This window comes from Psychrobacter sp. ANT_H59 (assembly GCF_008369225.1).
GTDB classification, from domain to species: domain Bacteria; phylum Pseudomonadota; class Gammaproteobacteria; order Pseudomonadales; family Moraxellaceae; genus Psychrobacter; species Psychrobacter cryohalolentis.
In genome coordinates, this window is record NZ_VOBE01000003.1 from 247,300 (window position 1) to 268,039 (window position 20,740).

Consider the following 20,740-nt stretch of genomic DNA (forward strand, 5'->3'; position numbering starts at 1 on the left):
ATTCTGAATAAGCCTCTAATAACATATCCAGAATAGTTGTAAATGTTTCTGAAAAACGGCTATTTTTATTCATAGTAACCTGTAAACACAGTAATCTTGCCTCGTTAGACACCATTACAACCGATTAGCATTGATTTGTATAATTAATTAATTACATGCTTTCGTTTTGTTTTTCAGAATTACTCAAAATATTGTCTAACTCATCCAAATGCTTTTCATTCATAGAGCGATCTCAAACAATGACTACCTATTGGATACATCTTTGCACTAGCGCGGCATGGGACGAATAGTCAGAATTTGCTCACTACGACCAAAAGGTCCTTGCGTATCATGTAATATCGCGCTGCTAATCCCTATGCCATCAGCACCGTATTGCTGCACGGCTTCGATTCCAAGCCAGCGACCTTGCGGCGCGCGGTGCATATGAATTTGCAAATCAGTATTGGGGAACATCCATTCCAGTTTTGCCATCCCCAGTCCAAGCCTTGGTACAACCCCATTGGCAGTATCGGCCATGCCCAATAAATGCACCATGTCATGGGTAGGCATACCCTCTACCATGTCGATATCATTGGTCATCCATACCATACCTTTACCAGGACGACGATTAGGTTCAGCTACCAAACGTACGCTTTCAATGAAACCGCCGGGCCAACCTTTCATACCATCCCAAGCGGGTAACACTTCAGGCTTATATATGGATTTTTGATCTTCAAGCCCTGCAATGACACTGGTATCTTGAGTAATTAAGCGCCATGCACGCGCAATGATGGCATCGCGACCACGACTGCTCATCACTGCTTCGATAAGCTCAATGGTCCTACCCGGACGGATACATCGCGTAGTCACGATAAAATCGTCAAGCGGTATCAGCCCTAAAATATCTAAGCTGATACGAGCAATGCGCATATTTTCTTGTGGTATAAAACTTTGTAATTCGGCAGTGAGCAAGCCGGTGGCTGGCGCCATATGTTGCTCATGCTCGTTCCAAGCGCCTTGCGCATGCTTCGTTGGCTGATAATAAGCAACACTACTACCATCTGCTTGCTGCTCACGTTTTATAAAAGTGTAATAAGCTGACATGAATGTCCTCGGATTCTTTTTAAAATAGATTGATTAGGTATAAAAGAAAGGTAGTCTTTCTTTGTTTAGCGCATAAGGGCTTGCTTTTGTACCGTCAGCAGTGTGCGACTTTTAGCCATTACAAATAGAAAGAAAGCCATAATGGCGATAAGCGCGCCATATAACAGACTGTAATCTCTCATAAACTGGGTTGCATTTAACATCAGCATCCCTATCAGGATGACAATCGTAAACGTATTAATTTTTAATTGTTTATTGATCTCATCAAGGCTAGCTTCTGCCAAGACAAATCTTTTTTTCTGCTTTTTCATTTTATGTGACCTATCTGGCGCTATATACAAAGCCTGCTTATTTTATTTGCCAACTTGCGTCATTGGAATTCGTAAAGCTTTTGGCAAGCTAAAGGTGACATTTTCTTCAATACCCAACAGCTCACTTGGCAAATCACCACCCCAATTTTGCAGCTGCTGTAGTACCTCTTGAATCAATACTTCAGGCGCTGAAGCACCTGCAGTCACGCCCACACTTTGTATCCCATCGAACCAGCTCTTATTCATTTCAGTGGCATTATCAATCAAATACGCGCGGCAATTCATGCGCTCTGCCAATTCACGCAAACGATTTGAGTTTGATGAGTTTGGTGAGCCAACGACCAAGACCACCTCACAGCGACCCGCTAAATCCTTGACCGCATCTTGACGATTTTGGGTGGCATAACAGATATCGTCTTTACGTGGACCTTGAATGCTTGGGAATTTTTCACGTAGCGCATCAATAACGCGCGCGGTATCATCCATCGATAAGGTCGTTTGGGTCACAAATGCTAAGCGCTCAGCATTCTGTACGCTCAAAGCTTCAACATCGCTCTCGTTTTCAACCAGATGAATCTGTCCGCCATGACGATGGTTAAAGCGTCCCATAGTGCCTTCTACTTCAGGATGTCCCGCATGTCCAATCAATACCGCATCCATACCATCCTGCGCAAATTTAGCGACTTCGATATGTACTTTAGTGACCAAAGGACAAGTGGCATCAAACACCGTCAAATCACGACGTTCTGCTTCATCTTCTACAGCTTTTGAAACCCCGTGAGCGGAAAAAATAACAATAGAGCCGTCTGGCACTTCATGTAGCTCTTCCACAAAAACAGCACCGCGATTGGCCAAGTCGGATACCACGAACTTGTTATGTACCACTTCATGACGGACATAAATAGGTGGCTCAAAACGTAACAGTGCTTCGTTGACAATCGCAATCGCGCGATCCACACCAGCACAAAATCCACGTGGATTGGCAAGATAAATTTGCATAAGAAGACCTATCATTAGATAATTTATATAAAAGCCTAGGCTTAAAGCTTAAGCCACCGAAACTTTTATTCAAAAGTTGGGATAAAATCGATACCCTACTTTAGCATAATTTGCTTTTAAAGCAGTTTATAATGAGGCATCGATTACTACTTTTGTCAGCATACATGATGGTGTTTTTTATTTTTACCAGCCTTTTATATTAATTCGAATACTTTTATTTATGTATCAAGACACAATTCACTAGGACACACTGTATGACAGGTTCATTATTTATTATCACTGCCGCTTCTGGCACAGGCAAGACCTCCTTGGTTAAGCAGCTACTTGCCACCACCAATGACTTGACTGTCAGTGTCTCACATACCACTCGTGAGCCGCGCCCAGGCGAGATTGACGGTCATCATTATCATTTTACTAACGTTGATAAGTTCGTGACTGCCATCAGTGAAAGTCAGTTTTTAGAACATGCCGAAGTGTTTGGCAATTATTATGGCACCTCAGAGCAAAGTGTACGCGCGCAACTGGACGCTGGTGTCGATGTAATTTTGGAGATTGATTGGCAAGGCGCGCTGCAAGTTAAAAAAATCTTTACTGATGCCATCATGATTTTTATTTTACCGCCAAGTATCGCCACTTTACGTCAACGCTTATCAACACGTGGACAGGACAGTATGGAGGTGATCGAGCAGCGTTTGGCTGGTGCTGTTAATGAGATGGCGCAGTACGTCAATTTTGACTATGTCATTATTAATGACAGTTTTGAGGTTGCTTTAACTGAGCTTAAAGCAATTATCGTTGCCGATAGACAGACTCTAAAGCGTCAACAGCAGCGTTATCAGCGCACGATTACCAATCTACTTAGCAATACAGTAGACGAGTAAATGTGGCGTTGACTTGCTTTAATGCTTCATCTTGAAAATAGTTATCAGCAGACAAGCAAAAAGCAATTACGCCTGCAAGCAAAAAATGCTATAATGTCTAGCTATCCCCCTTTATATTTTTGATATTATTTTTATTGAGTGGCGCGCCATGCTCGCAACCAGTAAAAACAACCGAGGTAGCTATTTATGGCACGAGTGACGATTGAAGATTGTTTGGATAATGTTGATAATCGCTTTGAGCTGGTTCTGGTCGCAAGCAAGCGCGCACGTCAGTTGGCTAAAGGCATCGCAGAGCCGTTGGTTGATGTTGATAACGACAAGCCAACAGTATTGGCATTACGTGAAATCGCTGCTGGTAAAATTACCCGTGATATTTTAAATCAGCCAGAGCATAACTTTGCTACTAGCTCGTTAGATTTAGCATTGTCAGGCGATCACAGCTTCTAATAAATTACCGTACAAAGTATGAATTTAGCAAGCATACGAGTATTGACTGACGATAGAGACCACAGCATAGGCTGTGGTTTTTTGGTTGTAATGATACTGGCTTTACTGTTTTAGTAGCCGTTTGGCTTTTAAAACCTAACCTTAAGTAAGAATTCTCCAGTTTTTACATTAGCTTATTGCTTAGCGGTTGACATTGGCGACGATTTACGATTAATTAGAGGGTAGTCTGCCCATTTTTCAGCTTTATTCTTAAGCTCTATATTAATAGCTCAGCACTTATTCAGCCATTCTTTACCTTGCTAAATCATCATTTAAGCAGGTAAAAGAACATAGGATCGTGACTTTATGATTCAAAACTTGCCCAAACTCAGTCATCCGTTAGTTGATGACGCTCAATATAATCTGCTGCGTTCAGTAGGTTACCTCACGGGCGCTGAACGCCGTGATATTGTTGATGCCTGTGAGTTCGGTGATGTTGCGCATATTAAAGACAAGCGCAAGTCAGGAGAGCCTTATATCACGCATCCGATTGCGGTCGCTGAAATACTAGCCGGCTTTCGCTTAGATCGAGATACCATCATTGCGGCAATTTTGCATGATACGGTTGAAGATACGGAAGTGAGCGATGAGCAGATAGAGCAGCGTTATGGCAAAGTGGTTTCTAGGCTGGTCGATGGTGTGACCAAATTAAAATCATCGACGCATAATAAACAAGAAAATAAAGCGGCGACCTTTCATAAAATACTGACTGCTACCCTCGCAGACCCACGTGTATTGATTATTAAGCTTGCTGACCGTTTGCACAATATGTCGACCCTAGATGCGGTACGTCCTGAAAAACAACGTACCACCGCGCAAGAAACTTTAGACTTTTATGTGCCCTTTGCACGGCTCATGGGTCTCAACGATATTGCTGATTATATCGAGGTACTTTGTTATCGCAATCTTAACTCTGAGATGTATAACAAGATCTCTGATAAATTGCTACAACATGGGCTTGGGCGCAATTTTCAGAGAGAAGCCATTCATCGTTATTTGAGTATTGTTCTCAATAATCTTGATCTTGATGGCATGGTTAAAGTCTTAGACAATCGCGTGGTTATCTTCCGGCAATTTTTCCGTAATCGCGGCGAGATTAATGCACTGCTACGCCATTACGCGTTTGAGATTGTGCTAGACAATATCGAAGCTTGTGACAAACTTGCCTACTATCTCATTAAAAAATATCAAATTGCGGACAGTCATATCGCGGACAATATCCGCAGACCTTTACCCGGTGGCAATCAATCGCTGACGCTTATCTACGAGCGCGACAATGATTTTGTTAAAGTAACGATTTTGACTAAACAGATGCAAAGTGCTGCAAGGCTTGGGGTTATTGGTGCAGAGCATGCCTCTGATGTCAGTCAATCAGTCATTCAGGCGTCATTACGCAATATGAAAGATTTGGTCGATGAGGACTGTTTAAACGAAGGCAATCCTGATTTTGCCGCCGCGGTATCGACCATTAATGAGCTGATGGATTACCTGCATTCTAGTAAAATCATCTGTTATAGCCCGCAAGGTCGCGCTTATGAGTTGCCACAAGGTGCGACTGCGCTAGACTTTGCTTATGCCGTTGGTCCGATGGTTGGCAATGTCGCGGTTGGCGCTAATATTGATAAAAAACATGCCAAGCTTGGGACGGTAGTCAAAAATGGACAGTTAGTAGAAATCGAGGTTAATAGCCATTCTGAGCCAAAAGCAGAATGGCTTGGGTTTGTGGTTACTAATAAAGCCCGTGTAGAGATTTTGCGTTGGTTCAAAGATTTATCGGCGGCTGATAAGCAGCACCATGGTAGACAAGCACTAGATCGCGCACTGAAAACTTATCAAAAAAGCTTGGACGATCTAACCGATAGTGACTGGAAGAATCTAACAGAATGGCGTGGACTGACTGAGAAATCAGCGCTATTTGAGCAAATAAGCTCCGGTACGTTGTTACCGCAACTCGTGGTCACGCGTTTGTTTAGCGATGAAGTCTGTGATATCCAATCGCAAGAACGTATCGATGACATGACCCAACCACAGCAACTGATCGTCAATGCTTCAGGCGTTGAGCTTGATTTTGCCAATTGTTGCCATCCGATTTATGGTGATCCTATCGTTGGACATTTATCCCGTCATGGTCTGGTCGTGCATCGACATAAGTGCTTTTCACTAGACGATATTCGTAAAGACAATCCCTATCAAGTCATCCAATTACGTTGGCGCAATGATAAGGCGATCAAGCAAAGTGACTCAGAAGATCACGATAATAAAATTCGTTTTCCTGCTTATTTAAAACTGTCTATAGCACTGAGCGACGAGCAAATCAGTAAAGTTATTTATAATCTGCGGCAGTTAAATATAGGGGTTGAAAAGGTCGACGTACGTAGCAATGATACTATCATTCATATTGTTGTTCGTAGTCGCAATCACTTAGCCCAAGGTATTCGTGAACTACGCTCCTTACTTGGTTTCCCCAATATTATGCGTTTATATCAACTATAAATACTTTTATCATCATAACTGTTAAAATATATGCCTTTTAAATTATCTCTTAACACATAGATGATTTTGAAATGTGTAAAACTTTTAATCGTGCTAAACACTTCTACTAACTTTTAGAAAATAGCTTTAGCACATCAAACACCAAAAAAATATGATAAGGATATATCATGACACGTCAAACCATCCAAACGGATAAAGCACCTGCAGCCGTTGGCACTTACTCACAAGCGGTAAAAGTTGGCAATACTGTTTATATTTCAGGTCAGCTAGGTTTTGACCCTATCACCATGGAACTAAAAGAAGGGTTTGATGCACAAGCGAAGCAAGTATTTGAAAACATCAAAGCCATCTGTGAAGCTGCTGGTGGCAGCTTAAATGACGTGGTCAAATTCAATGTATCGTTAACTGATTTAAATGATTTTGCAGCATTAAACGAAGTATTTATGGCCAATTTGACTGAACCTTATCCTGCCCGCGCAGCGGTGCAAGTAGCGGCATTGCCTAAAGGTGGCGTGGTCGAAATTGAGTCTATTCTCTATATTGAATAAGTTAGATATTCAATACTGCTTGAATAACAATATTTCATATTGAATCACCATAAGCTTAGCCTCATGCTAAGCTTATTCATCTCTCCCTCTTTATTTTTATTTCATATTGACTTAATCAAACTGCGAAGCCTTTTTATGTTGGTACAAGTTGCTCTGCCCGTGCCCCTTTATCGGGTATTTGACTATAGCCTACCGTCCGATATAAGTGCTTTGCCAAATGCTTCGCCAAACAATAGCTCAATACAACTGCCGAAAATTGGCAGTCGTGTTGAGGTGTCTTTTGGTCGTCAGACTTTAATCGGAATCGTGGTTGCTCATATTGCTCAAGCGGATACCAGCGTACCACTCAATAAGCTGAAACCCATTAATAAGTGTTTAGATGCTGAGTCTATTTTAGATAACAGTATGCTAAAGCTCGCCTATTGGCTTGCTCGTTATTATCATTATCCGCTTGGTGAGGTGTTAGCGGTCATCTTGCCCACCTTGGTTCGTCAAGGTAAACCGCTAGATTTACTCATTACCCATTGGCGAATTCTGCCACATATCACTGATGACGACTTTCGTGCTAACGCCAAAAAGCAAAAGCAGCAGTTTGATATGCTAAAGCTACATGGTCAACATGGTGCAAGTGAAGATGTACTACTATTAGAAGGTATGGCGCGTGCTTTTTTAAAAACACTAGAAGATAAGGGTTTGATTGAGCGCTATATTCAACCAAAACAAGTACCTACTCCTGTTAAATTGGCAAAAATGCCCCTTGATCTTAATGAGGAGCAACAGCTTGCCGTTGCAGCGATTGTTGCTGCACATGAATCCAAATGCTACACGGGCTTTTTATTAAATGGCATCACTGGTAGTGGCAAGACTGAAGTCTATCTACAAGCCATGCAAGCAGTATTGGAGGCTGGCAAGCAAGTGCTTATTTTAGTGCCTGAGATTGGGTTAACGCCACAGACGCGTGCGCGTTTTGCCAGTCGCTTCGCTGCGCATATCGTCTTGCTACATTCAGGTATGAATAACACCCATCGATTGCAAGGTTGGCAAGATTGCCGTACGGGTCACGCACAAATCATTATCGGTACGCGTTCGGCAGTACTATATCCGTTTGCAGATTTAGGCTTAATTGTCGTTGATGAAGCGCATGATGGCTCCTATAAACAGCAGGATACCTTGCGCTATCATGCTGCTGATGTCGCACTTTATCGAGGATTTCAAGCCAAAATACCAGTCGTCCTTGGTACGGCTACCCCTTCTCTTGAACATTTAAAATTAGTCGATGAGGGCAAGCTAGTAGAGTGTCAATTATCGACGCGCCCTGGTAATGCTAAACCTGCGCCCATGCAGCTGATTGATGCGCGCTTGCAAAGTACTCATCAGCAAACGCAAGATGATGGCGCGCGCTATGATACCGGACTGACGGATGCGCTTATCGGCGCCATAAGGCAAACCCTTGAAGCTGGCGATCAAGTTTTGATATTTTTAAACCGTCGCGGCTATGCGCCTGTTTTATTATGCGAGGCGTGTGGTTGGCAGGCAGACTGTCCGCGCTGCGACGCGCATTTAACCGTTCATTATAATAATCAAGCCCAGCGTAGCAATTATTCAAGCAACTCTTATTTAAAATGCCATCATTGTGATTGGCAAGCCTATATTCCGACTGTATGCCCTGATTGTGGCAGTCAAAATCTAGATGCCAAAGGGATGGGAACAACAAGGCTAAGCGAAAATTTGCACGCTATCTTTGCCAATCCGCAAACCAGTAAAGCGCTTTATCCCATTATTCAAATTGATCGTGATACCACTAGGCGTAAAGACAGCTGGGAAAATATCTATCAGCGTATTAATGAAGGCAATCCTGCCATACTGGTCGGTACGCAAATGGTTGCCAAAGGACATCATTTTCCCAATGTCACGCTTGTTTGCTTACCCAACGCTGATCGTGGCTTTTTGTCTGCAGACTTTCGCTCGCCAGAGCATACTGCCCAATTGATGATCCAAGTAGCAGGGCGTGCAGGACGCGGGGATAAATCAGGACGGGTATTGATTCAAACGCTGCAACCGGACAATGCGTTATTATTAAAATTGGTGAAAGATGGTTATTTGTCTTTTGCTCGTGAGCTGTTGCAAGAACGTAAAATGATGGGACTGCCCCCTCATAGTCATGCTGCGCTGATACGCTGCGAAGGTAAAACCCTTGCTGCCACTACACAAGCACTCAAAGATGCCATTGCCGTTCTGCCAACAGGGCACAATCTAGCCGTTCTTGGTCCTATCGATGCGCCCATGAGTAAAAAGAACAGTCGCTATCATGCCCAGCTTTTGCTATTGGCCAAGGATCGGCAGCAACTGCATCATGTTTTAAATCATTGGTGGCAACCCGTCCTTACCCTACCGAGCGCTAAATATCTTAAGCTTACTTTAGATATTGATCCTGTCGGCTGGTAATGAGAATTTGCGAGTTATTGCTAGGATAATCATTTGTCGCATTACTCCTTTATCTTTACTTCGTCAGTACAGTTTCTAATATTTGACTATGATAAATTTATAATAACAAGTTGATCATTGTTATCAAAAACCACTCTACCTTATGTAGAGTAAATATTGAGCATCAAATCCATTATCAGCAAAATTGAGTGTTGTTATGAATCCAGACCATCCAAACTCTAAAAAAAACGACTATGCTCATCAGAGTATACCGGCTGATACGCATGGACACGTTGAGGAAGGTGAGGAAAGTGGTGGAAAAAGTAATACTGCTTATAGGAATCAAGACAGCCACGATCATGATGAACATCTAGAGCAAACAGTCGCCACGCGAGATACCAAAGGCTATCAGCGCACTTTACTGATAAGTTTTTTGATCATTACAGGCTACATGTTTGTAGAAGCAATCGGCGGTTGGCTCACTGGCAGTTTGGCATTATTGTCCGATGCCGGTCACATGCTGAGTGACGCGATAGCACTTGGCGCCACCTTAATGGCATTTAAAATTGGGGAAAAAGCAGCTACTCATCAAAAAACGTTCGGTTATAAACGCTTTGAGATTTTAGTTGCCTCTGTGAATGGGGCTACACTTGTCATTATTGCGCTAATGATTTTTTATGAGGCCATTAAACGCTTTAATTCGCCACCTGAAATTGCGACCCAAGGCATGCTTATCGTCGCCACTATCGGTATGCTGATCAATATTTTGGTTGCGTGGCTTATGCACCGAGGTAGCCGTAGTGGCGATACTCACGGTCATGATCATGGAGCCAATGAAGGCACAGCAACGGTCAAAACATCGGATGACAAAGAGCCGGTCAATCTCAATATGCAAAGTGCTTATTTGCACGTATTAAGTGATTTAATGGGTTCAGTGGCTGCCATTATCGCCGCATTATTAATGATGAGTTTTGGTTGGGTATGGGCAGATGCAGTAGCGTCCGTAATTGTGGCAATACTTATTTTATTTAGTGGCTACCGTGTGGTGCGCGATTCTGTACATATTTTAATGGAAGGGACGCCAGAAGGTATCTCTCTAGTGAATGTCGAAGAAAAACTTCTTGCTCACCCGCAGGTGCAAAAAGTGCATGACCTACATGTTTGGAGTATTACCAGTGGTTTAAACGCCTTATCTTGTCATGTGGTCGTCGATGGTGAAATGAGTATTCATGAGTCCAGTATATTGATTGGCAGTCTAGAACAAAGCCTGCTTGAGCTCGGCATCCATCACGCTACTATTCAGGTAGAAAGTGCGGCACACCCACAAACGAGTACCCATAGCGATGCCCTAGTCTGCAATATCTCAGAGCGACCAGCAGAGAATAACCATATCGGGCACACTCATTAAAATAGTTTGTCATTGAAAAAGTCTGGTTTAAAAAAAGCTGCCAGTCATCTAGACGTCATTAATTATTAAAATATCGTCAATTGTTAATGATGTCTAATGAAATCATGAAAATAACACAGTATAAGCCACAATAACCATACGGCAATGCTTATCCAAATACCCAATCCCACTCCTAGCAAAGTCATGCGAATCCAAAAATCCAAGTCACCATTCATGATATGAGGCAAATAAGCGGGTCCCATATTCGATGCCATTATTAGCCAAAGTCCAACTATAAGTGCCAATCCTGCACCTATAATTCTTATTAGTATCTTTCCAATATTTTTTAATAAGCTAAGGCGATTAAGTATAGCAAGCTTATTTTCTAGAGTATTATTCATAAGTCTTCTCTTTCTATTTTTTCATTTAAGCCATATTTAATGCCCTATCTTGCGATTAATAGTAATCAAATATAGCAAAATGAAATATCTCTATAGTGCATATATCAATATCACACTGACTTTTATCAATGTAATCACATGTTAAAAATGATGAGAAATTTAGCCTCACTGTCATATTTTTAATATAAATTCTGTATACTGAAAATTGAAACGCCACATTTGCCACCAATGGATGACCTTCTGCTATGTCTAGACGCTCAGCGCCATTCGTCGCCCCAAGTTATATCGATGACCCGATTTCAAAGGATGGCAAAAAACACGCCAAAGTTTTATTATCGACGCTGCAAGAAGACATTGCTCGCTTTCGAGGCGCACAGTTTCCACCTGATATCTTACGTCAAATTCGTGACATGCCTATCTATGAAGGTAACTTAGCAGAAGTCCAAGCCTATCAGCAACTTTGGCACAATTTGCTTGAACGCGCCATGGCGTTTTATCCTGCTGCCAATCTGCCGCCTGACTATTTGCCACTGCCTGCCAGCCTTGAGATACCGCAGTTTATATATCATGTGCAGCGCCTACATCTGACCAAAACCCATGCAAAAGAATCCAAGAGTTTCGGCTCGGTCGGGGCACTTACGGATAAATGCGGCGATTATAGTGCTGATGACATTGCACGTATGACTGCTGCGTTTGATAAGGATGAGGAGACGCGTTTGGTCGCGCACCGTGAGTTTATTGATTTGCGTGCTTATGTATTTTGCCGAGATAATAAGGGTGAGATGCTAGAGCCTGAACGGGTACGGTTTTATCGAACGGGACTTATTGTCCATGCCCTACCCGATTTTAAAATCGTAGACAGTCGACAGACACCACGCAAGCGCCGTAACGATGCTTATAACAATCCGCTGGCAGATAATGGCATATGGAAGATTTATCGTAAAAAATAATCGTTATAAAGTTGCTTTTTATTTTTAATACTGCTGTTGTACTGCCCATTTATCGTCATTGCTAAGGATTCCAGATGTTCGCTGCCGCCGCCAGCTCACCAAATTTAATGTTACAAGCGACAATTTTCTTGGGAGCAGCCCTGCTCTTTGTACCCCTTGGTAAACGTTTTGGTATTGCGACGGTTTTAGGTTATCTGATCACAGGATTGATATTAGGTCCAAGTGTACTGGACGTGGCAGGTGACGCTGAGAGCTTATTGCATTTCTCTGAGTTTGGCGTGGTGATGCTGCTGTTCATCATTGGGCTTGAGCTGCAGCCATCAAGGCTCTGGGCACTCAGGCGTTCAATATTCGTCCTTGGCGGTTTGCAAGTTGGTTTGACTGGTGTCTTATTGATGGTGCTGTTACATCAGATTTTTGGCTTGCAGCTCGACACTGCTTTTATTGTTGGCTTTGGGCTTGCGCTCTCATCCACTGCCTTTGTCCTACAAATTCTGACTGAAAAACAGCAGCTATCGAGCACTCATGGCCGTGAAGCCTTTACGATTTTATTATTCCAAGACATTGCGGTTATCCCTCTATTAGCGGTCATTCCTTTCTTATCAGGGGTGCGTGAACAAAGCTATGACTTGATTTATTTTGGTAAAGTTTTTGCGGTTTTTGCTGGGCTTATTTTTGCCAGTCGCTACGTCGTTCGTCCATTTTTTAAATTTGTCGCCTCAAGTGGTGCGTCAGAATTACTAACGGCAGTCGCGCTATTTATCGTAATGGGTGTATCGATTTTGATGGGTCAAATCGGGCTCTCAATGGCGTTGGGCGCATTTTTAACTGGTGTATTGTTGGCAGATTCTGAATACCGCCATGAGCTTGAAGCCAGTATCGAGCCTTTTAAAGGATTGTTATTAGGTCTGTTCTTTATGTCAGTCGGTATGTTGACTGATGTGAAATTGATATTAGCAAAACCCATTTTTATCATTGGCTGTGCGATGGCATTGATGTTTATCAAGTTCGGGGTGATTACAGCGATTGCGAAAATCTCAGGTAATCGCTGGCCAACCAGTATTCGACTGGGGGTTACACTGGCTCAAGGTGGTGAATTTGCTTTTGTCTTGTTCAGTGTTGCAAGTGCCCAAAACGTCTTACAACCTGAACTTGCCAATACGTTAAACCTGATCGTAACCATCTCTATGGCACTCACTCCTTTGGCATTTTTGTTATTAGAAAAAGTCGGCGAGCCATTATTTGCCAAAAGCAAACCAAGTCGCGAATACGATACGATTCCAGACCACGAGCATCAGGTGATTATTGCGGGCTTTGGGCGAGTCGGTCAGATTATCGGTCGTGTGCTACGTATGCACAATATTGAATTTACCGCGATTGAACGCTCGGCAAACCGCGTCGATTTTGTCCGTAAATTCGGTAACCAAGTTTATTATGGTGATCCAAAAAACCCTGAAATCCTACGTGCAGCAGGTATCAAAAAAGCACGTGTCTTTATTCTTGCCATCGATGATTTAGAGCGGTCTATCACCACCGCCCAATATTTACGTAAAAACTATCCAGATTTAATTATCTTAGCACGGGCACGTGACCGCCAGCATTACTACCGATTACGTGAGGTTGGGGTTCGTCATATCTGGCGTGAGACATATTTGTCCTCGCTAGATATGTCGCGTGAGTCGTTACAACTGCTTGGCATCTCACCAGAAAAAGCGCGTGAGACAGTGCAAACTTTCCGTGATTACGATGATGATCTGATTGAACGTCAACAAGCTATTTATGATGATGAGGCCAGTATGATTGAGTCGGCTCAATCATCGATGGCGGAGCTTGAAAGCTTATTTGATGAAGATATTGGCAAAGCCCGTAAGATGGACTTGAGCGATTTTTATGAAGCGCTAAAAAGCCAAGCCATACCAGTCGATGATGAAAATAATACGACTGAATCTAAGCATTAATTTTTTCAACTATAGAAATTGTTGTAAAAAATAATTCTCAATCTTTGTAGCCACCTAATCAGGGCTACAATTTTCCGGCGCTTGTTTTTTATTCAATGAACTGATGCATTCCCAATCATCACTGTTTGGCAGATGATAAAAGACCAGTGTCTGATCATTGAGATAGCGTATAGGGAATTTTACATTTTGAATGGTCGCAATCACTGCACAATCAGTTTCTGCAATGCCAGCTGCGCTACGATCGATCTCAATATGCACCTTCTCAGTACCGCTATCGATAGGCAGATCCAGCGGACATTGTCCTGTTTGCCGATACGCTAGCGCCACATAATTTTGCGTGGTTTTAACGGTATCATACGCATCAAACAGCACTTCGTTTTCTTTTGGTTTGGCAATAATAGGTAAGAACTGCACTTTAATGACCATTAATATAAAGGCAAAAAATCCAAAACCCCATCCTAGCCCAAATAAGCTCACCCCGCCCTCTTGGCTTAGATGGGCTTTTTGCAAGCGCTCATCTTGTGGATAGTCATTAATCGCGTCGGCAATCTCACGTCGTGCCATCCGGTAATAGTAAGCATCCGTCCAACGTGCCACCATAAACGACCAAAACAGCCAAATCAGCGCGGCAATACTAACGCGTATCGTCATCTGATAAGCATCAGCAATATAAGGCATTACTAAGAACTCAACCGCTACCAAGACTAGCGCGATATTAAGCTGAATAAACGACCATCCTGCCACGCTGTAGACGAGCGCATCCATATAACGCTTACGATAGAGCAACCATGGAAAGGTCACAAAAAATGCTGCCCAATGCCATTTTGGCGACAGATAGCCTTGTTCATCAAATTGCTTAAAGCGTTTTAGATAATAGCGTTGGCTACGATGCCCGATAAACCATTTATCCAGTTGTGTGCGTCTGGCAGGAGGCAATTTTTCTTGGTAAAAAGGGGGCGGCGAATCCGTCTCAATAAATAACATAGTGACAAGCCTTACATGCGATTAAAAAGACATTTAACTTAACTATCGGGATTATATGATAACGCTAATAGCATTGTATGGGCCAGAGAAACACTAGATAAATAATGCACCTAAATTACAAAACGCGCTAACATTATTAAAAAAGTATTGTTCATTCACAGCCGTACAGATTTCACTTATAATAAGCGTACTACCCATTTATTAAGCCTTGTTAATCCTATGAGTCAACATCCTGATATTAATACCAACGTCGACGCCACCAGCCTTACCGATGATCAAAAATCTTTAGACACTAATGCTACTAGTGGCAATGAGGTCGCACCTGACGGCAGTAAGCATATTCGTATCGTCAACACCTTTATGAAACGCCGTACGCACATGAATAAAAATGCCGAGCTGGCATTGACGGCGCCTGAATTTGCACATTACTTGGTTAATAACAGCTTTGGTGATGGTAACCTTGAAGGTATTGACGATTTGCGTGCGCTATTTGCTGAATTGCCAAACGGCAGTGAGGCACCCTTGACCCTTGAGATTGGTTTTGGACTTGGAGATTCGTTCATTGAAATGGCAGCAGCCGAGCCAAGTCGTAATTTTGTTGGCATTGAAGTCCATGAGCCGGGTATCGGCAAATGCGCTTATATGGCTGGTACTCAAAATTTGAGTAATGTCAGAATCATCAATGGTGATGCCATTCAACTACTCAAACAGTTACCAGAAAACCATATCGATCGCATTCAGCTCTACTTTCCTGACCCATGGCAAAAAAAGCGCCATCATAAACGCCGCTTTGTTAGCCCTGAGCGTATGGCGATTGTCACCCGCAGCCTAAAGCAAGGCGGCTGGTTCCATACCGCCACTGACTGGGAACATTATGCCTTTTGGATGGTAGAAGTTTTGGATGGTTTTGCAGGCTTAAGCAATCAAGCAGGCGCAGGCAATTTCACTGACCGTCCTGACTTTCGTCCAATGACAAAATTTGAGCGCCGCGGTCTAGCAAGCGGACATGGGGTTTGGGATTTAATCTATTTAAAAGACTAATACCAAACGCATTACGTCGGCTTCCTCTAAAGCGGCTAAGATATTTATCAGTATCTTAGCCGCTTTTTTATATCTATCAGTCTTCAAACCTTTTACTCATAAGGGTTAAAGACTGATATAACTGACTATAAATATGTTTGATGAGTATCAATAGCTTTCAATTCGAAAAAAAATTATCAGCACAGATGTGAAACATAGGCATTGCCCATACTAAAATCCTGCTAAATTTAAACTTGTAAAATCAGAAATAGCCAAGTTTTGTAAATTAAATGATAACTCTTGTCTGCGCAATCATTGATACCGTAAGGGCTTGGTGAGTTCTCCCCATAAGCTGTGGATAACCCTGTGCATAAGTCGCTACTTGACAAGCATTTGCCTAGATAGCTTAAAGGCTTAGGTAAAATCGTTCATTTTTTGTACGATTTAAAAATTTATTAAAATCAATAGGTTAATGATAATTTAAAAGTAAAATAATTTATTTATAAAATTTTTAATATTAATTTTATCCTATGATATGTTTCACACTGGCTAAATAAAATTTATTTATTTATTGTGGATAACTTCCAAAACTATTGACAAATAGTATGCTCATCAGGTTCAAATATGAACAGCAATTTTGAGAATTATATACAAATATTTTTGTTTTCCCATACGACATCTATTGTCGCCTAGTATTCAGTTATGCTCAATATATGCCTTGGATTTTGTTATAATTACCCTATCTAATAAACAATGATATAAAGTTAGAAGAAGACATAATCTGGTGATATAAATTGCAAGCGCTATGAGCCTCATTAAAATCTCTAAACTTTTTTTCGCTTTTATCAGCATCTAATTTTACTGTATAGTAGGGTGATGTAACTGACATCGCGATCTACAAGACTCATCTCATTGCCTACTCTAAGCTTAGTTCAAAATGCTATCAGCGATAGTTTACATTTTCATTTATAGCATTGAACAAACCGTTTTTGATATTAATACAACTTATCCTTATAAATGATTGATAACAAGGAGTCCTACATGGACGACAATAAAGCCAAAGCACTTAAAGCTGCACTAGCTCAAATCGAAAAGCAGTTTGGTAAAAATACCATCATGCATTTGGGTGACAACTCAGCAACGCTTGATGTCGACGTGGTATCGACTGGTTCATTAGGTTTAGATATTGCACTCGGGATTGGCGGTTTGCCAAAAGGTCGTATCGTTGAAATTTATGGCCCTGAAAGCTCAGGTAAAACGACTATGACATTGCAGGCAATTGCAGCGTGCCAGAAACAGGGCGGCGTTTGTGCCTTCATCGATGCTGAGCATGCCTTGGACCCTGTATATGCCCGCAAGCTTGGTGTGAATACGGATGACTTGCTACTTTCACAGCCTGATAATGGTGAACAAGCACTTGAAATTACTGATATGTTAGTACGCTCAGGTGCAATCGATATGATCGTTATTGACTCGGTCGCAGCCTTGACGCCGCGTGCCGAGATTGAAGGTGAGATGGGCGATTCACACATGGGTCTGCAAGCTCGTCTGATGAGCCAAGCTTTACGTAAAATCACTGGTAACGCCAAACGTTCAAACTGTATGGTGTTATTTATTAACCAGATTCGTATGAAAATCGGCGTGATGTTTGGTAGTCCTGAAACCACAACTGGTGGTAATGCACTTAAGTTCTACGCTTCTGTGCGTATGGATATTCGCCGTATCGGTGCAGTCAAAAATGGTGATGAAATCATCGGTAACCAAACTCGCGTTAAAGTCATCAAAAACAAGATGGCACCGCCATTCCGCCAAGCTGAATTTGAGATTACTTACGGTGAAGGCACCAATCACTTAGCTGAAGTGATTGATTTGGGTGTTGAGATTGGTGCAGTTGGTAAAGCAGGCTCTTGGTACAGCTATGGCGATGAGAAAATCGGTCAAGGTAAAGCCAATTCTGTACTGTTCTTAAAAGAGAACCCTGCTATTGCTGAAGAGATAGAAGCTAAAATCCGTGCTGAAAAGCTTGGTGTAAAAGATGACAGCAAAGCAGCGGTCGTGGCTGAGACTAACGAAGAACTAGCCTCTGAACCTGTACAATAACGGTATATTTTCAAACCGTTATCAGCAACTATGATGTCTTATGAAAATTAAAACGTTAGCTGAAATACTCGCTGAGTCGGATACTGATTCAGCGAGTTCTATGCATAAAAACAAGAAATCCATTGAACAACATTCATCTACTAGGTACTCATATAAAGACAAGCCTAAAAGTACCAGTAAAACTGGCAAGCGCTCTCAGCATCTAAATACATATGATTTAGATGAGAAGTGTACAATAGATAACCATACTAACTTTACGGCAGATTCGACTGGCGCCTCTTCCTCTTTAAAAATTTCATCCAAATCCAAAAAACGTAAAAAACACTTTCATCCAGCTGCTACCTTTCACGCTGAGCCTAATAGTGTACCTACTTATCAGCCACCTGCTGCGCAAAGTATCAAAGAGATGCTCGCTGAAGTTAAACATGCGGTTCATGACAATGAAGAAGATAGTGTCTCTATTAATGAGACTGGCGTTGATTCAGCTTTGATGGACTCAGAACCAGCATTTGAATCGGTAGCTGCTCATGATAGTGAGGCAGACAACCAAAATAGCCAAATCGACAACCTACCAGCTGCTCTAAAGGCATATTTGCGCACGCCTGAGCAGCGCCAAGTGGAAATGGATGCCATCAAAGCAGAAAGTCGCTTACGTTGGTTGGCATTTTATTATTTGTCACGCCGCGAATACGGCAAGGCTGAGCTAAAGCAAAAATTGGTAGATAAAGCGCAAGAAGCGGCTAAAATTGATGCCCTACTCGATGAGTTCGAAGAAAAAGGCTATCAAAGTGATTACCGCACTACTCTAATGCTGATTCGTGAAAATATCAGAAAAGGACGCGGCAGAGGTCGTATCAAGCAAGAATTCCATCGTAAAAAGATGGCGATGCCCGATAATATCGATGAACTTATCGATATGGCTAATGCTGAATCTGATGAGTTTAGTGAATTTATTGATGATAACGCAGATAATTTGGTCGAAGGTATAGACTGGCTCAAACTGGCAGTCACAGCGCGTGTCAAAAAATATGGTGATGATATACCCACTGAACAAAAAGACAAAGCAAGGCAGCTGCGGTTTTTACAATATCGCGGCTTTAATAGTGATATTTGCTTTGCGGCATTGAACTATACGTTAGATACTTTAGATGAACGTTTTTAGCAATTTTTAATGCAACAGTCTTAACCTTTATCGTTCGCTATTATATTTTAGATATAAAAAAGCGCACCTAATCAGGTGCGCGTTTTTATCGTTTTAAATGCCATAAATAATAACCTAATTATTTTAGTGCCCCTAGACGGCTTGATAGTTGACTAATAATTTGATCAATCTCTTCATTGGCTTCAGGTTCGTTTTCCAAATTACCATTTGGCGTCAATTGATTCATGACTTCAGGTAATAGCTCAGCCAACCCTTGACGCACCTCTATCTCGTTAGCGCCTGTATGAGCAGCGACTTGCTGTATTTCACTATCATCAAACAATCGATTGATATCGTTAGGATCAAGATTATCGTTAAGCTCATTAGTACTCAACCAAGAACGCGCTTGTTTTTCATAGCCCATACCGGTAATTTTCGAGAGAGCACCACTTAATCCACCATTGCGCTTTATCCAGCTCAGTACCATAGGCATAAGAGCAGCGATAAGCATACCTTTACCGCCAAAGCCGCCTCTCGTCGTTTGACCACCAAGTACGCTACCTAGAATATCGCCAAGTCCACCAGTACCTGAACTCATGCCACCGCGCTGTTTGCCACCTGTTAACCCGCCGATAATATCGTCTAACCCAAAACCATTGTCTGCTGAGCGGCGCTCGTACTGTTGTGGATTATAACCCGCTGACTGATTGCCACCGCCAAGCACACTCCCCAATATATCACCAAGACCGCCGGTACGACGCGGATTGATACGTTGATTAACTGGATTACGCTGTGCATCCTCTGGATCCATGGCACTACGTGCTACTTGACTCACTAAATTCCCTAGCAAACTCATAACTTTATCCTTTTTATTATAATAACATTCGTCGATACAGGTTTTGGTATAGCAAATTAACGACTGCTACCATCACCTACTATTTAAACCGACCTATAAATATAAATTCCAATATAGCAAATCTATTTACCTCTCTAGATAGGCATTTTGTTATGAGATGTAGGAGATAATTTAGTACGGTAAGATAAAGCAGATAAGTATCTACAATGAAATCCAAGCTCAATTAAACGGTTTTGTTTGCAATCATATTTGACAAGATGGTCAACTCGCGCCATTGCTCGGTATTAACCTGATCACGAAATATAGCCACAGAAAATCGGCGTTGATAAGGCTCTACGATATTAAAATCAAAACAGATAACCCAATGAGATTGACTGACTGTATTAAGCTTTGCTTGCCACAAGGCATCCCCACGACTCGTACGTATTAATAACTGCCAATCTTGATAAACACTTTTATCAAGTGGCGGCTGGCTTAGATGTAATAGTATGGGTCGTGATAAGGCTAGATAGCCAATGACTGCAGCGCTGATGAGGAGTATAACGACATATTGCCATAAGGCTAATGAAGCAAGCGCCCCCAATACCATAACGATACTGAATAATGCCATATAAAATATCAGATATAAATAGCTTATAGGTTTAATAGCAGTATCGATACGTAGCGAGGTTAATGCTGTCATAGTGAGCTACCAAAGAATATTTCTGATTAATAGAAA

At 42.0% G+C, this 20,740-nt stretch carries 18 protein-coding genes; 11 read left to right on the top strand and 7 right to left on the bottom strand.

Going from position 1 to position 20,740, the window contains the following annotated elements; all coding sequences use genetic code 11:
• Positions 1–267: 267 nt before the first annotated feature.
• From FQ083_RS06675 to ispH, 3 genes are all read right to left on the bottom strand, one after another.
• Positions 268–1,083 carry a thioesterase family protein gene (locus FQ083_RS06675; RefSeq protein ID WP_149409303.1) on the bottom strand — a complete coding sequence of 272 codons (816 nt, stop codon included), beginning with the start codon at positions 1,081–1,083 and terminating at the stop codon, positions 268–270.
• Between the two features lie 65 nt (positions 1,084–1,148).
• Complete coding sequence (locus FQ083_RS06680; RefSeq protein ID WP_011514319.1) at positions 1,149–1,394, bottom strand: hypothetical protein; 246 nt, start codon at positions 1,392–1,394, stop codon at positions 1,149–1,151.
• Between the two features lie 42 nt (positions 1,395–1,436).
• A complete protein-coding gene (gene ispH / locus FQ083_RS06685; protein WP_133104700.1) occupies positions 1,437–2,393 on the bottom strand; it encodes a 4-hydroxy-3-methylbut-2-enyl diphosphate reductase in 957 nt (318 codons plus the stop codon).
• Between the two features lie 254 nt (positions 2,394–2,647).
• Between ispH and gmk the strand changes: the two genes are divergently transcribed.
• From gmk to FQ083_RS06715, 6 genes are all read left to right on the top strand, one after another.
• The gene (gene gmk / locus FQ083_RS06690) at positions 2,648–3,274 is read left to right on the top strand and encodes a guanylate kinase (protein WP_149409304.1); all 627 of its coding nucleotides are present in this window, start codon (positions 2,648–2,650) and stop codon (positions 3,272–3,274) included.
• Positions 3,275–3,460: 186 nt separating this feature from the next.
• The gene (gene rpoZ / locus FQ083_RS06695) at positions 3,461–3,721 is read left to right on the top strand and encodes a DNA-directed RNA polymerase subunit omega (RefSeq protein WP_011280985.1); all 261 of its coding nucleotides are present in this window, start codon (positions 3,461–3,463) and stop codon (positions 3,719–3,721) included.
• 345 nt (positions 3,722–4,066) lie between these two features.
• On the top strand, positions 4,067–6,253 hold the full coding sequence (locus tag FQ083_RS06700) for a RelA/SpoT family protein (protein ID WP_020444169.1): 2,187 nt from the start codon (positions 4,067–4,069) through the stop codon (positions 6,251–6,253).
• Between the two features lie 167 nt (positions 6,254–6,420).
• Positions 6,421–6,801 carry a RidA family protein gene (locus FQ083_RS06705; RefSeq protein ID WP_011514323.1) on the top strand — a complete coding sequence of 127 codons (381 nt, stop codon included), beginning with the start codon at positions 6,421–6,423 and terminating at the stop codon, positions 6,799–6,801.
• Between the two features lie 135 nt (positions 6,802–6,936).
• Positions 6,937–9,246, top strand: coding sequence for a primosomal protein N' (locus tag FQ083_RS06710; protein ID WP_410477356.1), 2,310 nt, complete (start codon positions 6,937–6,939; stop codon positions 9,244–9,246).
• A gap of 196 nt (positions 9,247–9,442) precedes the next feature.
• Positions 9,443–10,633, top strand: coding sequence for a cation diffusion facilitator family transporter (locus FQ083_RS06715; protein WP_149409306.1), 1,191 nt, complete (start codon positions 9,443–9,445; stop codon positions 10,631–10,633).
• A gap of 83 nt (positions 10,634–10,716) precedes the next feature.
• Here the strand turns inward: FQ083_RS06715 and FQ083_RS06720 are convergent, their stop codons facing one another.
• Positions 10,717–11,013, bottom strand: coding sequence for a hypothetical protein (locus FQ083_RS06720; RefSeq protein ID WP_020444172.1), 297 nt, complete (start codon positions 11,011–11,013; stop codon positions 10,717–10,719).
• 245 nt (positions 11,014–11,258) lie between these two features.
• Here FQ083_RS06720 and FQ083_RS06725 point away from each other — a divergent pair, with 245 nt between their 5' ends.
• Both FQ083_RS06725 and FQ083_RS06730 read left to right on the top strand, forming a co-directional pair.
• On the top strand, positions 11,259–11,963 hold the full coding sequence (locus FQ083_RS06725; protein WP_011514327.1) for a hypothetical protein: 705 nt from the start codon (positions 11,259–11,261) through the stop codon (positions 11,961–11,963).
• A gap of 74 nt (positions 11,964–12,037) precedes the next feature.
• Positions 12,038–13,921 carry a monovalent cation:proton antiporter-2 (CPA2) family protein gene (locus FQ083_RS06730; protein ID WP_149409307.1) on the top strand — a complete coding sequence of 628 codons (1,884 nt, stop codon included), beginning with the start codon at positions 12,038–12,040 and terminating at the stop codon, positions 13,919–13,921.
• Positions 13,922–13,975: 54 nt separating this feature from the next.
• On the opposite strand, the gene FQ083_RS06735 is transcribed toward FQ083_RS06730, so the two are convergent.
• A complete protein-coding gene (locus FQ083_RS06735; RefSeq protein WP_149409308.1) occupies positions 13,976–14,905 on the bottom strand; it encodes a DUF2628 domain-containing protein in 930 nt (309 codons plus the stop codon).
• A 219-nt stretch (positions 14,906–15,124) separates the two neighbouring features.
• On the opposite strand from FQ083_RS06735, the gene trmB reads away from it, so the two are divergent.
• The 3 genes from trmB (at position 15,125) to FQ083_RS06750 (ending at position 19,187) form a co-directional block, all read left to right on the top strand.
• Positions 15,125–15,946: a tRNA (guanosine(46)-N7)-methyltransferase TrmB gene (gene trmB / locus FQ083_RS06740; RefSeq protein WP_149409309.1), complete on the top strand. Its 822-nt coding sequence runs from the start codon at positions 15,125–15,127 to the stop codon at positions 15,944–15,946.
• 1,020 nt (positions 15,947–16,966) lie between these two features.
• Entirely contained in the window at positions 16,967–18,025 is a 1,059-nt protein-coding gene (gene recA, locus FQ083_RS06745) for a recombinase RecA (RefSeq protein ID WP_020444176.1), read from the top strand.
• A gap of 40 nt (positions 18,026–18,065) precedes the next feature.
• On the top strand, positions 18,066–19,187 hold the full coding sequence (locus FQ083_RS06750; protein WP_149409310.1) for a regulatory protein RecX: 1,122 nt from the start codon (positions 18,066–18,068) through the stop codon (positions 19,185–19,187).
• A 118-nt stretch (positions 19,188–19,305) separates the two neighbouring features.
• On the opposite strand, the gene FQ083_RS06755 is transcribed toward FQ083_RS06750, so the two are convergent.
• Positions 19,306–20,022 (bottom strand): YidB family protein, encoded by a 717-nt coding sequence (locus tag FQ083_RS06755; RefSeq protein WP_149409311.1) that lies wholly within the window; start codon positions 20,020–20,022, stop codon positions 19,306–19,308.
• A 223-nt stretch (positions 20,023–20,245) separates the two neighbouring features.
• Positions 20,246–20,704 carry a hypothetical protein gene (locus tag FQ083_RS06760; protein WP_149409312.1) on the bottom strand — a complete coding sequence of 153 codons (459 nt, stop codon included), beginning with the start codon at positions 20,702–20,704 and terminating at the stop codon, positions 20,246–20,248.
• Positions 20,705–20,740 lie beyond the last annotated feature (36 nt).

Bases quoted from the DNA above. Each gene is read 5' to 3' on its own strand.
- rpoZ (WP_011280985.1), top strand. From the start codon at position 3,461: ATGGCACGAGTGACGATTGAAGATTGTTTGGATAATGTTGATAATCGC.
- FQ083_RS06725 (WP_011514327.1), top strand. From the start codon at position 11,259: ATGTCTAGACGCTCAGCGCCATTCGTCGCCCCAAGTTATATCGATGAC.
- FQ083_RS06680 (WP_011514319.1), bottom strand. From the start codon at position 1,394: ATGAAAAAGCAGAAAAAAAGATTTGTCTTGGCAGAAGCTAGCCTTGAT.
- FQ083_RS06755 (WP_149409311.1), bottom strand. From the start codon at position 20,022: ATGAGTTTGCTAGGGAATTTAGTGAGTCAAGTAGCACGTAGTGCCATG.
- FQ083_RS06750 (WP_149409310.1), top strand. From the start codon at position 18,066: ATGAAAATTAAAACGTTAGCTGAAATACTCGCTGAGTCGGATACTGAT.
- FQ083_RS06675 (WP_149409303.1), bottom strand. From the start codon at position 1,083: ATGTCAGCTTATTACACTTTTATAAAACGTGAGCAGCAAGCAGATGGT.
- recA (WP_020444176.1), top strand. From the start codon at position 16,967: ATGGACGACAATAAAGCCAAAGCACTTAAAGCTGCACTAGCTCAAATC.
- FQ083_RS06730 (WP_149409307.1), top strand. From the start codon at position 12,038: ATGTTCGCTGCCGCCGCCAGCTCACCAAATTTAATGTTACAAGCGACA.
- ispH (WP_133104700.1), bottom strand. From the start codon at position 2,393: ATGCAAATTTATCTTGCCAATCCACGTGGATTTTGTGCTGGTGTGGAT.
- FQ083_RS06700 (WP_020444169.1), top strand. From the start codon at position 4,067: ATGATTCAAAACTTGCCCAAACTCAGTCATCCGTTAGTTGATGACGCT.
- FQ083_RS06735 (WP_149409308.1), bottom strand. From the start codon at position 14,905: ATGTTATTTATTGAGACGGATTCGCCGCCCCCTTTTTACCAAGAAAAA.
- FQ083_RS06715 (WP_149409306.1), top strand. From the start codon at position 9,443: ATGAATCCAGACCATCCAAACTCTAAAAAAAACGACTATGCTCATCAG.
- gmk (WP_149409304.1), top strand. From the start codon at position 2,648: ATGACAGGTTCATTATTTATTATCACTGCCGCTTCTGGCACAGGCAAG.
- FQ083_RS06710 (WP_410477356.1), top strand. From the start codon at position 6,937: ATGTTGGTACAAGTTGCTCTGCCCGTGCCCCTTTATCGGGTATTTGAC.
- FQ083_RS06705 (WP_011514323.1), top strand. From the start codon at position 6,421: ATGACACGTCAAACCATCCAAACGGATAAAGCACCTGCAGCCGTTGGC.
- FQ083_RS06760 (WP_149409312.1), bottom strand. From the start codon at position 20,704: ATGACAGCATTAACCTCGCTACGTATCGATACTGCTATTAAACCTATA.
- FQ083_RS06720 (WP_020444172.1), bottom strand. From the start codon at position 11,013: ATGAATAATACTCTAGAAAATAAGCTTGCTATACTTAATCGCCTTAGC.
- trmB (WP_149409309.1), top strand. From the start codon at position 15,125: ATGAGTCAACATCCTGATATTAATACCAACGTCGACGCCACCAGCCTT.